Genomic DNA, 17616 nt, shown 5'->3' on the forward strand with positions numbered 1-17616 from the left:
TCCTTCACGTTGCCGCTACTCCTTCACGTTCCCGCGCTCGATCTCCTCCGCGAGCTCTTCCGGCTCACGCCCCGGAGTCGGCAGGTCGAACTTCGTAATCGCGAACCGGAAAATCGCGTAGTAGACGACGGCGAAGCACAGCCCGATCGGAATGATCAGCCACGGCTTGGTCGCCAGCCCCCAGTTGATCACGTAGTCGATCAGGCCCGCCGAGAAGCTGAACCCGTCGTGCACCCCCAGCCCCCAGCTCACCGCCATCGACACGCCCGTCAGCAGCGCATGCACCACGTACAGCAGCGGCGCGATGAAGAGGAACGAGTACTCGATGGGCTCGGTGATGCCCGTGACGAACGACGTCAGGCCCACCGAGAGCATCATGCCCGCCACCGCCTTGCGCCGGTGCGGCTTCGCGCAGTGCGCGATCGCCAGCGCCGCCGCCGGCAGCGCGAACATCATGATGGGGAAGAAGCCCGTCGTGAACTGGCCTGCGTCCGGGTCGCCCGCCAGGAAGCGGTTGATGTCGCCGTGCACCACCGTGCCGTCCGGCTTCGTGTAGTCGCCGAACTGGAACCACATGAACGTGTTGAGGAACTGGTGCAGGCCCACCACCAGCAGCGCGCGGTTTGCCACGCCGAAGACGCCCGCCCCCGCCGACCCCAGGTCCGACAGCCACTTGCTGAAGCTCGTCAGCGCGTCGCCCACCGGCGGCCAGACGAACAGGCAGACCACCGCGAACAGCAGCGCGACGAACGACATCAGGATCGGCACCAGCCGCCGCCCGTTGAAGAAGCCCAGCCAGTCCACCAGCCGCACCCGGTGGAAGCGCATCCAGAACCACGCGCTGAGCAGGCCGATCACGATGCCGCCGAAGACCCCCGGGTTCTGGAAGCTCGCCGGCGCCGCCGTGCCGCCCGTCGAGACGCACACCCCGCTCCACAGCCCCGCCCCGCCGAACGTCGTCTCCTGCGGGCAGTCCTCCGGGAACTGGTGCAGCACCGAGAAGTAGACGAGGAAGGCCACCACCGCGGCCAGCGCCGTCGAGCCGTCCGCCTTCTTCGCCATGCCGATCGCCACGCCCACGCAGAACAGCAGCGGCAGGCCGAGCGCCGAGTCCAGCAGTGCGCCGCCCGCGCCCGCGAAGACCTTCGCTACGTCCGTCCAGCCCAGCCCGTCCTTGCCGAAGACGTCCGGCTGGCCGAGCCGGTTCAGGATGCCTGCGGCCGGGAGCACCGCGATCGGCAGCTGGAGGCTGCGGCCCATCTTCTGCAGGTTCGAGAAGAGGGTCTGCCAGCGCGCCCGCCAGGGGCTCTGCCGCGGTGCCGGTGCCGCTGTGGCGTCCGTGGTCATCTGCGTCCTCCCGGCCGCCGCCCCGGCGGCGGTCCACTCGGTGCTTGCCGCATACTGGTGTAGACCACTTATGCGGGGTGGTGGGTGAAGCCATCCTTTGCCGGATGGCGGACATTTGCCCGCATAGTTGGGCTGAACGTGGTTTACCGTGTGGAAGCCGGTCGGTGGTACCGCCGAAGGGCCGAAGACAACCAGGAGTGCACATGGCCAGCAAGGCTGAGAAGATCGTCGCCGGCCTCGGCGGCATCGACAACATCGAGGAGATCGAGGGCTGCATCACCCGTCTCCGCACCGAGGTCGCCGACCCGGCGCTGGTCGACGAGGCCGCGCTCAAGGCCGCCGGCGCCCACGGCGTCGTCAAGATGGGCACCGCCATCCAGGTCGTCATCGGCACCGACGCCGACCCGATCGCCGGTGAGATCGAAGACATGATGTGAGCCGCTGAGGCTCCCGCCGGAGGGCCCCGCCCCGGATCGGACGCGACGCCGCCCAGCGCGCCGCCGCTGCGAACCGGAACGGGGCCCTTCGCGCTCCCCCGATGCCAGTAGGCTCATCACCATGTCTCGCATCGACGGCCGCACGCCCGACCAGCTCCGCCCCGTGACCATCCAGCGCGGCTGGAGCAAGCACGCCGAGGGCTCCGTCCTCATCTCCTTCGGCGACACCAAGGTCTTCTGCACCGCCAGCGTCACCGAGGGCGTCCCCCGCTGGCGCAAGGGCTCCGGCGAGGGCTGGGTCACCGCCGAGTACTCGATGCTGCCCCGCTCCACCAACACCCGCGGCGACCGCGAGGCCGTCCGCGGCAAGATCGGCGGCCGCACCCACGAGATCTCCCGCCTCATCGGCCGCTCCCTGCGCGCCGTCATCGACTTCAAGGCCCTCGGCGAGAACACCATCGTCCTCGACTGCGACGTCCTCCAGGCCGACGGCGGCACCCGCACCGCCGCCATCACCGGCGCCTACGTCGCCCTCGCCGACGCCATCACCTGGGCCCAGGGCAAGAAGCTCGTCAAGCACGGCCGGCAGCCCCTCACCGGAACGGTCAGCGCGGTCAGCGTCGGCATCGTCGACGGTGTCCCCCTCCTCGACCTCTGCTACGAAGAGGACGTCCGCGCCGAGACCGACATGAACGTCGTCTGCACGGGCGACGGCCGCTTCGTCGAGGTCCAGGGCACCGCCGAGGCCGAGCCCTTCGCCCGCGAAGAGCTCAACGCCATCCTCGACCTCGCCGTCACGGGCTGCGCCGCACTCGACGCCGCCCAGCGCGAGGCACTCGCGGCGACGCTGTAGGCAACCGCCGGAGGGATCAGGAGCGTTCCTACGGGCGTACGGCCGGAAAACCCGGCCGTGCGCCCGTAGCAGTACTCACAGGGGAGGGGCCCTCATGCCCGCACGCAAGGCAGCACTGGCACTGGCCGCCGCAGCACTCGTCGCCGTACCGCTCGCGGCCGGCTGCTCCACCGCCCAGAAGGCCGTGGACTGCGCCCGCCTCGGCATCGAGATATCGAACGACGTCGACGACCTCCAGCGCAGCGTCACCGACACGGCCACCGACACCGGCAACGCGGGCAAGATCCTCGACAACCTCGAGAAGGACACGAAGAAGCTCAAGGACAAGACGAGCAACGTCGACGTCGCCAAGGCCCTCGACCACCTCCAGAAGGCCGCCGGGAACGTCCGCGACGCCCTGCGCGACGACAAGACCCCGGACCTCACGCCGCTGACGGACGCGGCAGGAGAACTGTCGAAGGTGTGCACGTCGAAGTAGGCGGGGGAGGGCGCGGGGGCGGCGGGATAATCACCCCATGAAGCGCCTGATCCTCGCCACCCGCAACGCCAACAAGGTCACCGAGCTCCGCGCCATCCTGGAGGCGGCCGGCCTCGACGTCGAACTCGTCGGCGCCGACGCCTACCCCGAGATCCCGGACGTCAAGGAGACCGGCGTCACCTTCGCCGAGAACGCCCTCCTCAAGGCCCACGCCCTCGCCCGGGCCACCGGCCTCCCGGCCGTCGCCGACGACTCCGGCCTGTGCGTCGACGTCCTGAACGGCGCCCCCGGCATCTTCTCCGCCCGCTGGGCCGGCCGCCACGGCAACGACAAGGCCAACCTCGACCTCCTCCTCGCCCAGCTCGGCGACATCGCCGACGAACACCGCGGCGCCCACTTCGCCTGCGCCGCGGCCCTGGCCCTGCCGGACGGCACGGAGCGGGTGGTCGAAGGCCGCCTGGAAGGCACCCTCCGCCACGAACCGGCGGGCGGCGGCGGCTTCGGCTACGACCCGATCCTCCAGCCCCTCGGCGAGACCCGCACCTGCGCCGAACTGACGGCGGACGAGAAGAACGCGATCAGCCACCGCGGGAAGGCGTTCCGGGGCCTGGTACCGGTGGTGCGCGAGCTGCTGGGCTGACCGCATGCCGAAGGGCCGTCCTGCCGGAGCGGGACGGCCCTTGGTGTCCGTGCGGCCGGAGGGACTCGAACCCTCACGGGTGTTACCCCACTGGGACCTAAACCCAGCGTGACTGCCAATTCCACCACGGCCGCGAGCTGCTGACCATGCTATCGGGCCGGGCGCCCGCCCTGTAGGCGGATCGGGCCGAGCCCGCCGGACCGGACGCCGGGCGGCGGTTCCGGCCCGGCGTCCGGCCGGTCTCCTGCCCGGCGGCCCGGACCCTACGAACCGTCAGAACTTCGGTTCGGGGGACCGGGAGGTGACGATCTCTTCCGCTTCCTCCTTCGTCGCCACCGCCGGCGGTGAGCCCTCCAGCGGCTGGCGGGCCGTCTCCCGCATGAAGGCGACGGCGAGCATGCCGATCAGGGCCGCGCCCGCCGTGTAGAACGCCGGCATCATGTCGCTGCCCGTGGCGTGGATCAGGGCCGTGATCACCAGGGGGGTCGTGCCGCCGAAGAGGGACGTGGAGATGTTGTAGCCGATGGCCAGGGAGCCGTAGCGGACGTGGGTGGGGAAGAGGGCGGGGAGGACGGCGGACATGGTGCCGAGGAGGCACACCAGGGGCAGGCCGAGCATCAGCATGCCGCCGAGGACGGCCACCAGGCTGCCCTGTTTGAGCAGCAGGAACGCCGGTACCGACAGGGCGACGAAGCCGCCCAGGCCCGCCATCAGCAGGGGTTTGCGGCCGATCCGGTCGCTGAGCCGGCCCACGCAGGTGATGACGGCCATCAGCAGGATCATCGTGGCGATGAGGATCAGCAGGCCGTGCGTGTCGTCGTAGCCGAGCCGGTCGGTGAGGTACGTCGGCATGTACGACAGCAGCATGTAGTCGGTGATGCCGTACGCCCCGGCCAGGACGACGCACAGCAGTAGCCGCGCCCACTGTGCGGCGAAGATCTCCTTGAGTTCGGTGCCGCCGGTCTCCTCGTCCTCCTCCAGCTTCTGGAAGGCGGGGGTGTCCTCCAGCTTCATCCGCAGGTAGAGGCCGACGAGGCCGAGCGGGCCGGCGACGAGGAAGGGGATGCGCCAGCCCCAGTCGGTCATCGCGTCGCCGCCGAGCGCGGAGGTCATGGCGGTGACGAGGCCGGCCGCGCCGACGTAGCCGGCGAGGGTGCCGAGTTCGAGGAAGCTGCCGAAGTAGCCGCGGCGCTTGTCGGGCGCGTACTCGGCGATGAAGGTCGCGGCGCCCCCGTACTCGCCGCCGGTGGAGAAGCCCTGCAGCATCCGGAAGCAGATCAGCAGCACGGGTGACCAGAAGCCGATGGCCGCGTACGACGGGATGAGGCCGATGGCGAAGGTGCCGGAGGCCATCAGCACCATCGTCAGGGCCAGGACGCGCTTGCGGCCGATCCGGTCGCCGAGCGGGCCGAAGAACATGCCGCCGAGGGGCCGGACGAGGAAGGCCACGGCGAAGGTCGCGAGCGAGGACAGCAGGCGCACCGTGTCGTCGCCGGACGGGAAGAAGACGTTCCCGAGGGTGACGGCGAGGTAGCTGTAGATGCCGAAGTCGAACCACTCCATGGCGTTGCCGAGCGCCGCCGCCTTGACCGCCCGTCTGACCGTGCGCTCGTCCGTGACGGTGATGTCCGTGCGCCGCAGCCGCGGGTTGCGGCGGCGGGCGACGGCCCGGAACAGGGCCGGGTGTCGTCTGACGGCGGCCGGGTCGTGTCCGGCGTTCCCGGCCTCGGTGCTGCTGCCGTTGGGCACGGCTCGGCCCCCTCACGGTTGCGCGGCGATGTGTACGGGCCTGCGTCTGCACGCTGTGCCGCGGCTCAAACCGGTGCGCCTGCCGATAGGGAGATTGGTCACGCCCGGCGCCCGGCGCGCCCCGGAAGCTGATATAGGCATGAAGGGAACGCGCGGCCCGATTTCACCGTCCCTCACAGCGGGGACGTTCAGCCGGACCCACGAACACCGGAAAGACCAGAGAGAGGGCCGATGGCCGACCGTGTTGCGCCCCGTCGCCCCGGCATGCGCACCGCCCTGGCGATCTTCGCGGCGGTGACGGTGCTGGCGCTCGGCGGCGTGTGGTTCAGCCAGGCCGAGGACCGGTCGGGCACGGTGGCCGACGCCCCGAAGACGGCGGCCGCGCAGAAGGCCCACCCCGCGCGGGACACTCCGGAGGCGACGCCGGAGACGCTCGCGCCGCGGGAGATGCCGGGCGTGCGCGAGTGCGGCGTCGGCAGGCCGGTCGTGGAGCCGAAGATCATCACGCTGAACTGCTCGAACGCCGGGGTGGTGGCCAGCGACATCAAGTGGGACTCGTTCTCCGCGGACGGCGCGGACGGCTCCGGCGTGGTGCTGGTCTCGGGCGCGGCCGGCGGCGGTTCCCCGGCCTCCTTCCCGGCGCGGCTGCGCCTGTACGACGTCACGAAGGTCGACGGGATGATGGCCTTCACGGGCATCGAGGTCAGCTACACGGGCGCCACCCCCCATGCGAAGGCGAAAGAGGTGTACACGATCGCGTGATGGGTATCCGTGGCCGGATCGCCCTCGCGATCTCCTTCGTCACCGCGCTCGCCGTCGTGGTGCTGGGGCTGGCCGTGCACCACATCTCCACGGCGGAGCGCGACCGGCAGGCCCAGGCCTACCAGGACGACCTGCTGAGTTCGGCGCTGCAGATCTACCAGCGCGACAGCACGCTCGCGCTGGGCGCCCAACTGGACGACGCGGCGCTGCCGTTCCCGCTGGCGCAGGCCGTGGCGCGGGGCCGCTCGGGTACGTACATCAGCGACGGGGACGACCCGCGGGTGTGGGCGGCGACGGCGGTCGGCGGCGACAAGGTGCTCTCGGTGTCGGCGCCCTACCCGGACCGGGATCCGCTGATGACGGCGCTGGACAAGGCGCTGCTGGTGGCGGGCGCGGCGACGGTGGCGCTGATGGCGGTGGTCGCCTGGTTCGTGGCGCAGAGCCTGTCGCGGCGGCTGCGGCTGAGCGCGGCGGCGGCCCGGCGGATCGCGGCGGGCGAGCCGCCGGACGCGGAGGCGCTGGCGGCGGGCGGCCGGGACGAGGTCGCGGAGCTGGGCCGCTCGGTGCACCACATGGCGACGTCGCTGGCGGCGCGCGTGGAGGCGGAGCGGGAGTTCACGGCGGACGTGGCGCACGAGCTGCGGACGCCGGTGGCGGGGCTCGTGGCGTCGGCGGAGCTGCTGCCGCACCCGCGGGCGGTGGAGATGGTGCGCGAGCGCGCGCAGACGATGCGGGTGCTGGTGGAGGACCTGCTGGAGGTGTCCCGGCTGGACGCCGGCCGGGAGCGCGCCCAGCTGGACGCCGTCGAGCTGCCGTCGCTGGTGCGCGGGATCGTCAAGCGGGCGCGGGGCCAGCGCGGGGTCGACGACGTGGCGGTCGAGGTGGTCGGCGAGGGCCGCATCGTGGCGACGGACGCCCGCCGCGTGGAGCGCATCCTGGTGAACATCCTGGCCAACGCGGCGAAGCACGGGAAGCCGCCGATCGAGGTCACCGTGGAGGGCACGCGGATCGTGGTGCGCGACCACGGCGACGGCTATCCGCCGGACCTGGTGGACCAGGGGCCGCGGCGCTTCCGCACGGCGGCGCCGGAACGCGGCACGGGGCACGGCCTCGGACTGACGATCGCGGTGGGCCAGGCGGTGGTGCTGGGGGCGCGGCTGGAGTTCGGCACGGCGCAGGGCGGGGGCGCGCAGGCGATCCTGGACCTGCCCGAGGCGGAGTCTCCTGCGGAGGGCGAGTGACGGCGTCTGCCCTGTGGGCTCGTTGCGCGTGCGGCGGGCGTCCTCAATCGCCGGACGGGCCGGATTGGTGCCGGGCTCGGCTAGATCAAGGCCGGTGAGCTCGGCACGGCCGAGCCGTCCGGCGTTCGAGGAGCGGGGTCCGGGGCGGCGCCCCGGATCGGTGGCCTACAGGCCCAGGTCCTTGATGATCTTCGCTACGTGGCCCGTGGCCTTCACGTTGTAGAGCGCACGCTCGACCCGGCCGTCCTCGTCCACGATCACCGTCGACCGGATCACCCCGGTGACGGTCTTCCCGTACAGCTTCTTCTCGCCGAAGGCGCCGTACGCCTCCAGGACCTTCTTCTCGGGGTCGCCGACGAGCGTGACCTGGAGGCTCTCCTTCTCGCGGAACTTCGCGAGCTTCTCCGGCTTGTCGGGGGAGACGCCGATCACGTCGTAGCCGTGGCCGGCGAGGAAGTCGAGGTTGTCGGTGAAGTCGCAGGCCTGCTTGGTGCAGCCGGGGGTGAGGGCGGCAGGGTAGAAGTAGACGATCACCTTGCGGCCCTTGCGGTCCGCGAGCGAGACCGGGTTGCCGTCGGCGTCGGGAAGGGTGAAGGCGGGGGCGGTGTCGCCGGGCTGCAGTCGCTCGCTCATGGCTCTCCTCGGGTCGTGGGCCTGCGTCCCGAGCGTAGTCACCGGCCCGATCGGGGGTGCCGCGGGGCACGGGGTCCGGCGAGCTGACAGACTGTCGTCATCACTCATCATCACTCTTATCGAGACGACGGAGGCAGCGCGGTGTCGGATGCCAGGACCCCTGCGCAGATCGAGGCGGACATCGCCCGCAGGCGGAACGAGCTCGCCGTGACGCTCGACGAGATCGGCGTGCGGATGCACCCGAGCACGATCGTGGGCGACGCGAAGGCGAAGGTCGCCGCGAAGGTGGACCACACCGCGGGCCGTGCCTGTGCGGCGGCGCACCGGCTGGTGTCGGACGCGAAGGCGCGCTTCACCACGGAGGAGGGCGCTCCGCGGCTGGACCGGATCGTGCCGGTGGCGATGGTCGCGGTGGGCGTGCTGGGGCTGATCGCCGTATCGTCGCGGCGCCGCGGGGCGTAGGTCACATCCACGGATCCGTGATCCGTGGCCGCGGGGCCGGGTGCGGGCGGGTACGGTCGTCCGTGTGAGTACGAACCCCACCCACGACAAGCTGCCCATCCGGATGCTGCACGACCGCGTGCTGGTCCGGACCGACATCCCGGAGGGCGAGCGCCGGTCCTCCGGCGGCATCGTCATTCCCGCGACGGCGGCGGTGGGCCGCCGGCTGGCCTGGGCCGAGGTCGTGGCGGTCGGGCAGAGCGTGCGCACGGTGGAGCCGGGCGACCGGGTGCTGTACGACCCCGAGGACCGGGCCGAGGTGGAGGTCCGGGGCGTGGCGTACGTGCTGATGCGCGAGCGCGATCTGCACGCCGTGGCCGCGGAGCGGCTGGAGGGCTCGGAGGACTCCACGGGCCTCTACCTGTAGTACGCCCCTTTTGGTACGGTTGTCCGAACCCGACGAGACGCGCCGTACCGGGTCAGGACAAGACGACGCACCCCTGGAAGCTCTCTCCACGGAGGTGCCGTCATGGCATGGGTCCTGCTTGCCGTCGCCGGTCTGCTCGAGGTCGGCTGGTCGATCGGCATGAAGTTCACCGAAGGGTTCACCCGGCTGTGGCCGAGCGTGTTCACCATCGCGGGTATCGCCGCCAGCATGCTGCTGCTGTCGCAGGCGGCGAAGTCCCTTCCCATCGGTACGGCCTACGGCGTGTGGGTCGGCATCGGCGCGGCCGGTGCGGCGGTCCTGGGCATGCTGGTCCTGGGCGAGCCGGCCACGGCCGCGCGGATCTTCTTCATTGTGCTGTTGCTGGTGGCGGTCGTGGGTTTGAAGGCGACGTCGGGCCACTGACCGGCCGGGGGCCGGGGATGCCCCGGCCCGCGGCTCGTCAGTAGTCGCCCAGCAGGTCCCGGTCCAGGCCGCCGACCCCGTGCCCGTCCTTCGGCTCGTTCGGGATGAACGTGGGGAACCCCGGCAGCGACGGCGGTGACGGCGGCCCCGTCGGGAAGCCCGGCGGCGGCCCGGTCGGCGGCAGCGGCGGGAACGACGGCGTGGGCGGCCCGGTGGGCGGTGCCGGCGGCGTGGGCGGCGCGGAGGTCTCCGGCGGCGCCGAGAACACCGGCGGCTCCATGGTCGGGATGCGGGCGCCGCTCTCCAGCTCCAGGTCGAAGTCCTTGACGGAGGTGCCCCGGAGGGCGGCGGCGGTGTAGGCGGCCCAGATGTCGGCGGGGAAGCCGCCGCCGTTGATGCGGGCCTGCCCGGCGGCCCCGTAGAGGGACTTGTGCTCGCCGGTTTCGGAGTCCTGGCCCATCACGGCGACGACGGTCGCGAGGTCGGGGGTGTAGCCCGCGAACCACGCGGCCTTGTCGTCCTCGGCGGTGCCGGTCTTGCCGGCGGCGGGCCGCCCCGCGGCCTGCGCGCCGCGGCCGGTGCCGTTCTCGACGACGCTCTCCAGGATCGAGGTGGTGGTGTCGGCGGCCGTGCGCGTCACGGCCTGCTTCACGTCCTTGCCCGGCAGCGGGACGATCTCGGCGCCCTTGGAGACCTTGTCGACCATGGTGTACGCGCCGTGCCGCCCGTGGTTGGCGAGCGTCGCGTACGCCTGGGTCATGTCCAGGACGCTGGCGTTGGCGACGCCGAGCGCGATGGAGGGGGTGGCGGTCAGGTCGGGGGTGTTCTCGGGGATGCCGAGGGCGACGGCGGTGTCCTTGACCTTGGCCGGGCCGACGTCCTGGGCCATCTGGGCGTAGACGGCGTTGACGGACAGGTCGGTGGCCTTGGTGACGGTGATCCGCCCGTAGGAGATGTCGTCCTCGTTGGCGGGGGCGTAGCCGACGGGCCCGTCCGGCCCCTGCACGGGGCGCTTGTTGGTCCCGTCGTAGAGCGTGTAGGGGGTGATGGTGCGCCCGTCCTGCGTGGACGAGTCGTTGGCGACCGCCGAGGTGAAGACGAACGGCTTGAAGGTGGAGCCGACCTGGAAGTCGCGGCGGGTGGCGTTGTTGACGAACTGCTTGGTGTAGTCGATGCCGCCGTAGAGGGCGACGACCCGGCCCGTGCGCGGGTCGATGGAGGCGCCGCCGGCCCGTACGTACCGGTCGACCGTGCGGTTGTCGCTGAGCTCGTCCATCAGCTGCTTCTGGACGGCGCCGACGAAGGCCTCCTGCTTCTTCTTCTCGATGGTCGTGGTGATGCGGTAGCCGCCGCGGGCGAGCGTCTGCTCGTCGACGATCTTGTTGCTGGTGAGGTAGTCCTTGACCGCCTCCACCAGATAGCCGCGCTGGCCGGACATGCCGAGCCGCGCCCGCGCCTTGCCGGGGGCGGGGAACTTCATGGCGTTGCGCTCGTCCTGGCTCAGCCACTTCTTCTTGACCATGCCGTCGAGGACGTAGTTCCAGCGGGCGGTGGCGCGCGCCTGGTTCTCGGGGTGGGCGCCGACGTCGTACAGGCTCGGGGCGTTGAGGAGCGTGGCGAGGTAGGCGCCCTCGGCGGTGTTCAGCTTGTCGGAGTCCTTGCCGTAGTACGCCTGGGAGGCGGCCTGGATGCCGTAGGCGTTGCGGCCGAAGTAGCTGGTGTTCAAATAGCCTTCGAGGATGTCGTCCTTGCTCTCCTCGCGGTCCAGCTTGATGGCGATGAAGAATTCCTTCACCTTGCGGGTGATGGTCTGCTCCTGGCCCAGGTAATAGTTCTTCACGTACTGCTGGGTGATGGTGGAGCCGGACTGCTTGCCCTTGCCGGTGACGGTGTTCCAGGCGGCGCGCAGCATGGCCTCGGGGTTCACGGCGGACTCGGAGTAGAAGTCGCGGTCCTCGGCGGCGAGCACGGCGTGCTGCACGGTGCGGGGCACCTTGCTGAGCGGCACGCTCTCGCGGTTGACCTCGCCGTCGCGCGCCAGCTGGCTGCCGTCGGCGTAGAGGAAGACGTTGCTCTCGGCGACCGCGGCCTGGTTGGCGGCGGGGATCTGCACGAGCATGTAGCCGGCGATGAGGCCGCCCGCGACGAGGAGGACGAGGAGCAGGAAGGCGCCCAGCACCATCCGCCAGGTGGGCAGGAGGCGCCGCCAGCCGGTGCGGCGGCGGCCGTTCCTGCCGTTGCCGTTGCCGTTGCCGTTGCCGGGGCGGTCCGGCCGTCCCGGTGTCCCGGGCCGGCCGCCGTGCCCGCCGCGCCCCGGGCCGCCGGTCTCCCTGGGCGCCCAGCCCGCCGGTGCGCCACGGCCGCCCCCGGCGGCCCGCTGTGCGTGCTCGTCGCTCATGTCTGTAGGGACTCCTCGGCCGCCGCCGTTGGTTCGGTCACGGCGGCGCGGTCTCGTGTCGGGCGGTCCGCTGTGTTTCGTACACGTCGTACATCCCGTCGAACACTGTCGCATCATGCGTTCCGCGCCATGGCACGTTCCGCACACCGGGCAGACCCGGCTCGGCCGTCCGGGCCAGGCGCCGGCCACTCCGGGGAGTGAAAACCGGGGCCGACGCTGCCGAGGTTCAACGACCGGATGCGGTACGAGATGCGCCCCGGCGGGGCCGTTGCGGTGAATGTCCCCTCTCGCGCAACGCCCTGAATCGATTCTTCCGCTCGCTACGCTGTTCGTATGATGAGCGAACTTCCTGACATGAGGGCGTCCGACGCGGAGCGGGAGCGTGTGGCCGAGGCCCTGCGCGAGGCCGTCGCCGAGGGCCGGCTGACCATGGAGGAGTTCGAGGAACGGCTGGAAGCGGCCTACACGGCGCGGACGCACGGCGACCTGGAGCCGCTCGTGCGCGACCTGCCGGCCCCCGCCGGCGCCGTCTCCCTCACCAAGCCCGCGGGCGCGACCGCGCCGGCACAGCAGAGCTGGGCGGACCGCATCGGCGGCCCCGCGAGCAGCACGGTGGCCATCGGCGTCATGGGCGGCTTCCAGCGCCGCGGCGCCTGGACGGTGCCCCGCCGCTTCACCGCCTTCACCTTCTGGGGCGGCGGCGAGATCGACCTGCGCGACGCGCGCTTCGAGGACGGCGAGATCGTCATCCGCTGCATCGCCGTCATGGGCGGCATGCAGGTCACCGTGCCGCCGGACCTGGACGTGCACGTCGACGGCATCGGCATCATGGGCGGCTTCGACGACAAGGCCTCCGGCCCGGGCACCCCGGGCTCGCCGCGGGTGCGCGTCACCGGCTTCACCTTCTGGGGCGGGGTGGGGGTGGTCCGGAAGGTCACGCAGGAGGAGCGCAGGAGGCTCCGCGAGGAGCGGCGCGAGCAGCGGCGCCTGGACCGCGAGGAGCGGCGCAGGCCGCTGGAGTAAGGCGCTTACCGGGAGCCGGGAGCCGGGAGCGAGCCGGGGGCCGGAGCCCCCGGCGCGTCACAGCGCTGCCGCCGCCTGCCCCTTGAGGCTCTCAAGATCGACCGCCCGCGCCATCGCCTCGTACCCCGCGTCGCTCGGGTGCAGGTGGTCCCCGGAGTCGTAGGCCGGCAGGAGCCGCTCGGGAGCCGCCGGGTCCCGCAGCGTCCGGTCGAAGTCCACGACCGCGTCGAAGACGCCGCCGGTACGGATGATCTCGTTGACCCCCTGGCGCGTGGCCTCCTGGCGCTCCACCGCGCCCTTGTGGCCGCCGAACGGCATCAGCGTCGAGCCGACCACCCGCAGGCCGCGCGCGTGCGCCCGCTGCACGATCGCGCGCAGGCCGTTGACGATCTGCTGCGGGTCCTGCACCTGCGGCTTGCGCAGGATGTCGTTGATCCCGAGCGCCACGACGACGACGCGGGCGCCGGTCCGGCCGAGTACGTCCCGGTCGAAGCGCGAGAGGCCGCTGGGGTTGTTCGGCATCGGCGCGGCCGAGTTGCTCAGCAGTATGCGGTTGCCGCTGATGCCCTCGTTGAGGACGCCGTAGCGCGGGGCGCCGGGCTCCGTGCGCAGCCGGGCGGCCAGGAAGTCCGGCCAGCGGCGGTTGGCGCCGACGGTGGAGGTCACGCCGTCGGTGATGGAGTCGCCGAGGGCGACGACCGCGCCGTGCGCCTCCTGGCTCCACACGTCCACGGCCGTCAGGTAGCGCCAGTAGGGCGTCTTCGTGGTGTACGCGGTGCCGAGGGGCTCCTCGGTGTGGTCGCCGCGCGCGATGAAGGAGATCTGCCGGGCGTGCGGGTGGTAGGTGACCGGGCCCGAGGGGGTCGGCGAGTACGTGGTGACGAGCAGGTCGGAGGCGGCCGGGACGGCCATCCGGACCGGGTCGCTGAGCAGGGAGCCGCCGGCCGGGACGGTGACCGTGGGCTGTCCGGCGAAGGTCAGGCGCTGCATGCTGCCGGGGGCGGCCGCGGGGGAGCCGGGGGTCGCGGCCACGCCGAGCGAGGCGTGCGTGACGGCCAGCGGCAGGCTCCCGTAGAGGTTGGAGAGCTGGATGCGGGCGCCGGTGCCGCCGATGCTGGTGTGGACCACGTTGCGGATCGACATGCCCGCGAAGCCGTTGGCGGTGTTGGGCTCGGCGGCGGCCGGCGAGGTGGCCCAGGAGCCGATCCATTCCCCGGAGGCGGCGGGTTCGGCGGAGGGGCGGCTCTCGTGCCGGCTGGTGACGGCCTGTCCGTCCTGACCGCCGACCCCGACGAATATCGCGGTCGAGACGATGATCACCACGGCCGCCAGCGCGGCGAGGACGGCGTAGGCCGTGCCGCGGGGCAGGGGTGGCCTGTTCATGCGGGTGTCTCCTGGAAGAGGCGGAGCGGGCAGCTCCGGGTGCGGAAGCGGAACCGGGGACGAAAACAGCGACTGATCAGCAACAGCGCCCTCGCGGTCCGATCGCCGTTGCATGATCCCACGGTGGCCTCGGGGGTCGCCCGCCGGCCGGGTGGGTCACGCAACGTGTCACATGCGACTTGTCAGACGCGGGGAACTCCCGGTCCGTTCCAGGAGTAGGCCGGGTAAGGACAATGCACGGTAGGTCGGCTGGAACGGGTGGTGCGGATGAAACGGTCGCCGAGTGAGGACACGGGTACCGCTGAACGGGTGATGCCCGCTCCGCTGGGCAGTCTCACCTACAGCGCGGCCGACGAGGAGAAACGCCGCGGAGTGCGCCGGATGAAGGCCCTCGCGACGGGGCTCCTGATCGCGGTTGCGCTGGTGTACGGGCTTGCGAAGTGGTCCCAGTCGGCGGGCGCGGGGGCCTGGGCCGGCTACGTGGCCGCCGCGGCGGAGGCCGGCATGGTCGGTGCCCTCGCCGACTGGTTCGCCGTCACCGCGCTCTTCCGGCGCCCGATGGGCCTGCCCATCCCGCACACCGCGATCATCCCCACCAAGAAGGACCAGCTCGGTCAGAGCCTCGGCGACTTCGTCGGGGAGAACTTCCTCTCCGGCGAGGTGGTGCGGGTCCGGCTGCGGGCCGTCGGCATCGCCTCCCGCCTCGGCGCCTGGCTCTCCCACCCCGAGCACGCCGACCGCGTCACCGCCGAGCTGGCCACCGCCGTGCGCGGCGCCCTCACCGTCCTGCGGGACTCCGACGTGCAGGCCGTCGTCGGCGAGGCCATCACCCGGCGCGCCGACGCCGCCGAGGTCGCGCCCGGCATCGGCGCCATGCTGGAGAAGGTCGTCGCGGACGGCGGCCACCGGAAGGTCGTGGACCTGGTGTGCGTCCGCGCCCACGACTGGCTCGTCACCCACGGGGACTCCGTGATGGGGGCCGTTACGGGGGGTGCGCCCGGGTGGACGCCGCGGTTCGTCGACCGGAAGGTCGGGGAGCGGGTCTACAAGGAGCTGTTGCGGTTCGCCATCGAGATGCGCGACATGCCCGACCACCCGGCGCGCGGGGCCGTCGACCGCTTCCTCGGGGACTTCGCGCGCGACCTGCAGTCCGACACGGACACGCGGGCGCGGGTCGAGCGGCTGAAGTCCGACCTGCTGGGGCGGGGCGAGGTGCAGGACGTCATCGCGTCGGTGTGGGCCTCGGTCCGCGCGATGATCGTCGCGGCGGCGGAGGACGAGCGGAGTGAGCTGCGGCTGCGGGTGCGGGCGGGGATCTTGTCGCTCGGGTCGCGGATGGCGGCCGACGACCGGCTGCGGGAGAAGGTCGACGGGTGGCTGGAGGACGCGGCGGTCTACGTCGTGACGACGTACCGCGACGAGATCACGTCGCTGATCACGGACACGGTCGCGGGCTGGGACGCGGAGCACACGTCCCGGAAGATCGAGGCCCACATCGGGCGGGACCTGCAGTTCATCCGCATCAACGGCACGGTGGTGGGGGCGCTGGCGGGGCTGTGCATCTACGGGCTGACCAGGGGGCTGGGGGGGTAGCGCCGCCGGGCCGGCACCCGGTCCGGTTAGGGTCACCCCGTGTTGAAACGTCCCACCTTGCTGTGGTTGCTCGCTCCGTACGTCCTCTTTCTTGGCGTCCTCCCGCTCGTCGACCGGGTGCGGCCCACGGTCATGGGGTTGCCCTTCTTGTTCTTCTGGCTGCTCGCTGCCACCCTCCTTACCCCCGTCGCCGTCTTCCTCGCCTGGCGGGGCGACCGCAGGCGAGGCCGGGTATGAGCGGCAACGCGGCGGTGGCGACCACCGTCTTTGTTGTTTTCATGGTGCTCACCGTCGCCCTCGGCCTTCTCGCCGTGCGCGGTCACGGCCGCACCACCGGCCTCGCCGAGTGGTCCGTCGGCGGCCGCAGCCTCGGCACCGTCTTCATCTGGGTGCTGATGGCCGGTGAGGGCTACACCAGCTTCAGCTACCTCGGCGCGGCCGGCTGGGGCTACAACCACGGCGCCCCGGTCCTCTACGTCATCGCCTACATGTCCTGCGGCTACGCGATCGGTTACGTCGTCGGCCCGACGCTCTGGTCGTACGCCCGCCGCCACGGCCTGGTCACCATCACCGACATGGTCGCCCACCGCTACGGCCGCCCCTGGCTCGGCACGGCGGTCGCGGTCCTGGCGACCGTGTGCCTGCTGCCGTACATCCAGCTGCAGATCACCGGCATGGGCGTCGTCGTCTCCACCATTTCGTATGGCGTCATCAGCTTGAACTGGGCCTACTTCATCGCCTTCGCGGTGACGACCGGGTTCGTGGTGGTGAGCGGGCTGCGGGGGAGCGCGTGGGTGTCGGTGCTGAAGGACGCGCTGGTGATCGTGACGCTCGCTTTTCTCGCGATCTACGTCCCGAACCACTACTTCGACGGCTACGGGCCCTTCCTGGACCGCCTCGTCGCCGAGAAGCCCGACTGGCTGACGCTGACCGGCCACGGCGGCAGCGGCCTCGACGTCACCTGGTTCGCGACCACGAGCTTCCTCAACTCCCTGACGGTCGTCATCTTCCCGACCACCGTGGCGGGCTACCTGGGCGCGCGCAGCGCCGATGCCCTGCGCCGCAACGCGATGCTGCTGCCGTTCTACAACGTGCTGCTGTTCGTGCCGATGCTGCTGGGCATGGCGGCCCTGTTCGTCGTGCCGGGGCTGACGGGTGCCGGGTCGAACCTCGCTCTGTTCAAGCTGGTCGTGGACTCGCTTCCGGCATGGGCCGTCGGGGTCACCGGCGTCGCCGCGGCCCTCTCCTCCATCGTTCCCATGGCCGTGTTCATGCTGGTCATCGGCACGATGTGGGGGAAGAGCGTGCTGGGGACGATCCCCGCCCTGGCCGGCCGGCCGCGGCGGCAGCGGTTCGCGGCGCAGATCGTCGTGGTCGTGTCGGGCGCGCTGGCGCTCGCTCTGACCTACCTGACGCCCAACACCCTCGTCCGCCTCTCCCTCATCTCGTACGAGGGGATGGCGCAGCTCGTCCCGATGATCCTGCTGGGTCTGGTGTGGCGGCGGCTGACGCTGTGGGGCGCGGTGAGCGGACTCGTGGCGGGAGGAACGCTCGTGTGCGCCCTCGTCTTCACCGAGCACGACCCCCTGTGGGGCGTGAACGCGGGAGCGCTCGCGCTGGGCGTGAACCTGGCGGTGGCGCTGGCCGTCTCCTGGCTCGGCCCGCAGCCGGCCGACGACCGCCCGGACGAGGAGGTGTTGGCGACCGATCCGCGACCGGAGGAGTCGTCGGGACGGGAGGGGTCGGCGCGACCGGAGGGGTCGGTTCCGGCATAAGGGGTGAATGAGT

18 protein-coding genes, 1 tRNA gene and 1 riboswitch are annotated in these 17616 nt (G+C 71.7%); of the genes, 13 read left to right on the top strand and 6 right to left on the bottom strand.

Features of this window, described 5'->3' with window-relative positions; genetic code table 11:
• Window positions 1–15: 15 nt before the first annotated feature.
• Window positions 16–1347: a PTS transporter subunit EIIC gene (locus AS857_RS17670; protein WP_058044287.1), complete on the bottom strand. Its 1332-nt coding sequence runs from the start codon at window positions 1345–1347 to the stop codon at window positions 16–18.
• A gap of 203 nt (window positions 1348–1550) precedes the next feature.
• On the opposite strand from AS857_RS17670, the gene AS857_RS17675 reads away from it, so the two are divergent.
• The 4 genes from AS857_RS17675 (at window position 1551) to rdgB (ending at window position 3755) form a co-directional block, all read left to right on the top strand.
• Window positions 1551–1784, top strand: a complete 234-nt coding sequence (locus AS857_RS17675; RefSeq protein WP_058044288.1) for a PTS sugar transporter subunit IIB — start codon at window positions 1551–1553, stop codon at window positions 1782–1784.
• A gap of 121 nt (window positions 1785–1905) precedes the next feature.
• Window positions 1906–2637 carry a ribonuclease PH gene (gene rph / locus AS857_RS17680; RefSeq protein ID WP_058044289.1) on the top strand — a complete coding sequence of 244 codons (732 nt, stop codon included), beginning with the start codon at window positions 1906–1908 and terminating at the stop codon, window positions 2635–2637.
• Between the two features lie 94 nt (window positions 2638–2731).
• Complete coding sequence (locus AS857_RS17685; RefSeq protein ID WP_058044290.1) at window positions 2732–3115, top strand: hypothetical protein; 384 nt, start codon at window positions 2732–2734, stop codon at window positions 3113–3115.
• Between the two features lie 37 nt (window positions 3116–3152).
• A complete protein-coding gene (gene rdgB / locus AS857_RS17690; protein ID WP_058044291.1) occupies window positions 3153–3755 on the top strand; it encodes an RdgB/HAM1 family non-canonical purine NTP pyrophosphatase in 603 nt (200 codons plus the stop codon).
• A gap of 50 nt (window positions 3756–3805) precedes the next feature.
• On the opposite strand, the gene AS857_RS17695 is transcribed toward rdgB, so the two are convergent.
• Window positions 3806–3889, bottom strand: a tRNA-Leu gene (locus AS857_RS17695).
• 139 nt (window positions 3890–4028) lie between these two features.
• On the bottom strand, window positions 4029–5504 hold the full coding sequence (locus AS857_RS17700; protein ID WP_058044292.1) for an MFS transporter: 1476 nt from the start codon (window positions 5502–5504) through the stop codon (window positions 4029–4031).
• Window positions 5505–5735: 231 nt separating this feature from the next.
• Here AS857_RS17700 and AS857_RS17705 point away from each other — a divergent pair, with 231 nt between their 5' ends.
• Together AS857_RS17705 and AS857_RS17710 are read left to right on the top strand one after the other, a co-directional pair.
• Window positions 5736–6266 (top strand): hypothetical protein, encoded by a 531-nt coding sequence (locus AS857_RS17705; protein WP_058044293.1) that lies wholly within the window; start codon window positions 5736–5738, stop codon window positions 6264–6266.
• Complete coding sequence (locus AS857_RS17710; protein ID WP_058044294.1) at window positions 6266–7507, top strand: sensor histidine kinase; 1242 nt, start codon at window positions 6266–6268, stop codon at window positions 7505–7507. The genes AS857_RS17705 and AS857_RS17710 overlap by 1 nt, the downstream gene beginning before the upstream one ends.
• A gap of 165 nt (window positions 7508–7672) precedes the next feature.
• Here the strand turns inward: AS857_RS17710 and bcp are convergent, their stop codons facing one another.
• Window positions 7673–8140: a thioredoxin-dependent thiol peroxidase gene (bcp, locus tag AS857_RS17715; protein WP_058044295.1), complete on the bottom strand. Its 468-nt coding sequence runs from the start codon at window positions 8138–8140 to the stop codon at window positions 7673–7675.
• 141 nt (window positions 8141–8281) lie between these two features.
• On the opposite strand from bcp, the gene AS857_RS17720 reads away from it, so the two are divergent.
• The 3 genes from AS857_RS17720 (at window position 8282) to AS857_RS17730 (ending at window position 9431) form a co-directional block, all read left to right on the top strand.
• Window positions 8282–8602, top strand: coding sequence for a DUF3618 domain-containing protein (locus AS857_RS17720; protein WP_058044296.1), 321 nt, complete (start codon window positions 8282–8284; stop codon window positions 8600–8602).
• 103 nt (window positions 8603–8705) lie between these two features.
• A complete protein-coding gene (locus AS857_RS17725; protein ID WP_058046871.1) occupies window positions 8706–9008 on the top strand; it encodes a GroES family chaperonin in 303 nt (100 codons plus the stop codon).
• Between the two features lie 11 nt (window positions 9009–9019).
• Window positions 9020–9080, top strand: a riboswitch (guanidine-III (ykkC-III) riboswitch).
• A gap of 30 nt (window positions 9081–9110) precedes the next feature.
• Complete coding sequence (locus AS857_RS17730; RefSeq protein WP_058044297.1) at window positions 9111–9431, top strand: DMT family transporter; 321 nt, start codon at window positions 9111–9113, stop codon at window positions 9429–9431.
• A gap of 37 nt (window positions 9432–9468) precedes the next feature.
• Here AS857_RS17730 and AS857_RS17735 read toward each other — a convergent pair whose 3' ends face one another.
• Window positions 9469–11829 (bottom strand): transglycosylase domain-containing protein, encoded by a 2361-nt coding sequence (locus tag AS857_RS17735; RefSeq protein ID WP_079110484.1) that lies wholly within the window; start codon window positions 11827–11829, stop codon window positions 9469–9471.
• Between the two features lie 354 nt (window positions 11830–12183).
• Between AS857_RS17735 and AS857_RS17740 the strand changes: the two genes are divergently transcribed.
• Window positions 12184–12852: a DUF1707 SHOCT-like domain-containing protein gene (locus AS857_RS17740; protein WP_245700249.1), complete on the top strand. Its 669-nt coding sequence runs from the start codon at window positions 12184–12186 to the stop codon at window positions 12850–12852.
• Window positions 12853–12909: 57 nt separating this feature from the next.
• Here AS857_RS17740 and AS857_RS17745 read toward each other — a convergent pair whose 3' ends face one another.
• Window positions 12910–14235: an SGNH/GDSL hydrolase family protein gene (locus tag AS857_RS17745; protein WP_058044299.1), complete on the bottom strand. Its 1326-nt coding sequence runs from the start codon at window positions 14233–14235 to the stop codon at window positions 12910–12912.
• Window positions 14236–14547: 312 nt separating this feature from the next.
• On the opposite strand from AS857_RS17745, the gene AS857_RS17750 reads away from it, so the two are divergent.
• Genes AS857_RS17750 through AS857_RS17760 form a run of 3 tightly spaced genes read left to right on the top strand, consistent with a single transcriptional unit; the run spans window position 14548 to window position 17603 of the window.
• Window positions 14548–15828 carry a DUF445 domain-containing protein gene (locus tag AS857_RS17750; RefSeq protein ID WP_245700252.1) on the top strand — a complete coding sequence of 427 codons (1281 nt, stop codon included), beginning with the start codon at window positions 14548–14550 and terminating at the stop codon, window positions 15826–15828.
• Window positions 15829–15867: 39 nt separating this feature from the next.
• Entirely contained in the window at window positions 15868–16065 is a 198-nt protein-coding gene (locus AS857_RS17755; protein ID WP_245700255.1) for a DUF3311 domain-containing protein, read from the top strand.
• Complete coding sequence (locus AS857_RS17760) at window positions 16062–17603, top strand: sodium:solute symporter family protein (RefSeq protein ID WP_058044302.1); 1542 nt, start codon at window positions 16062–16064, stop codon at window positions 17601–17603. Before AS857_RS17755 ends, AS857_RS17760 begins: the two co-directional genes overlap by 4 nt.
• Window positions 17604–17616: the final 13 nt, after the last annotated feature.

This window comes from Streptomyces roseifaciens (genome assembly GCF_001445655.1).
Classification (GTDB): domain Bacteria; phylum Actinomycetota; class Actinomycetes; order Streptomycetales; family Streptomycetaceae; genus Streptomyces; species Streptomyces aureoversilis.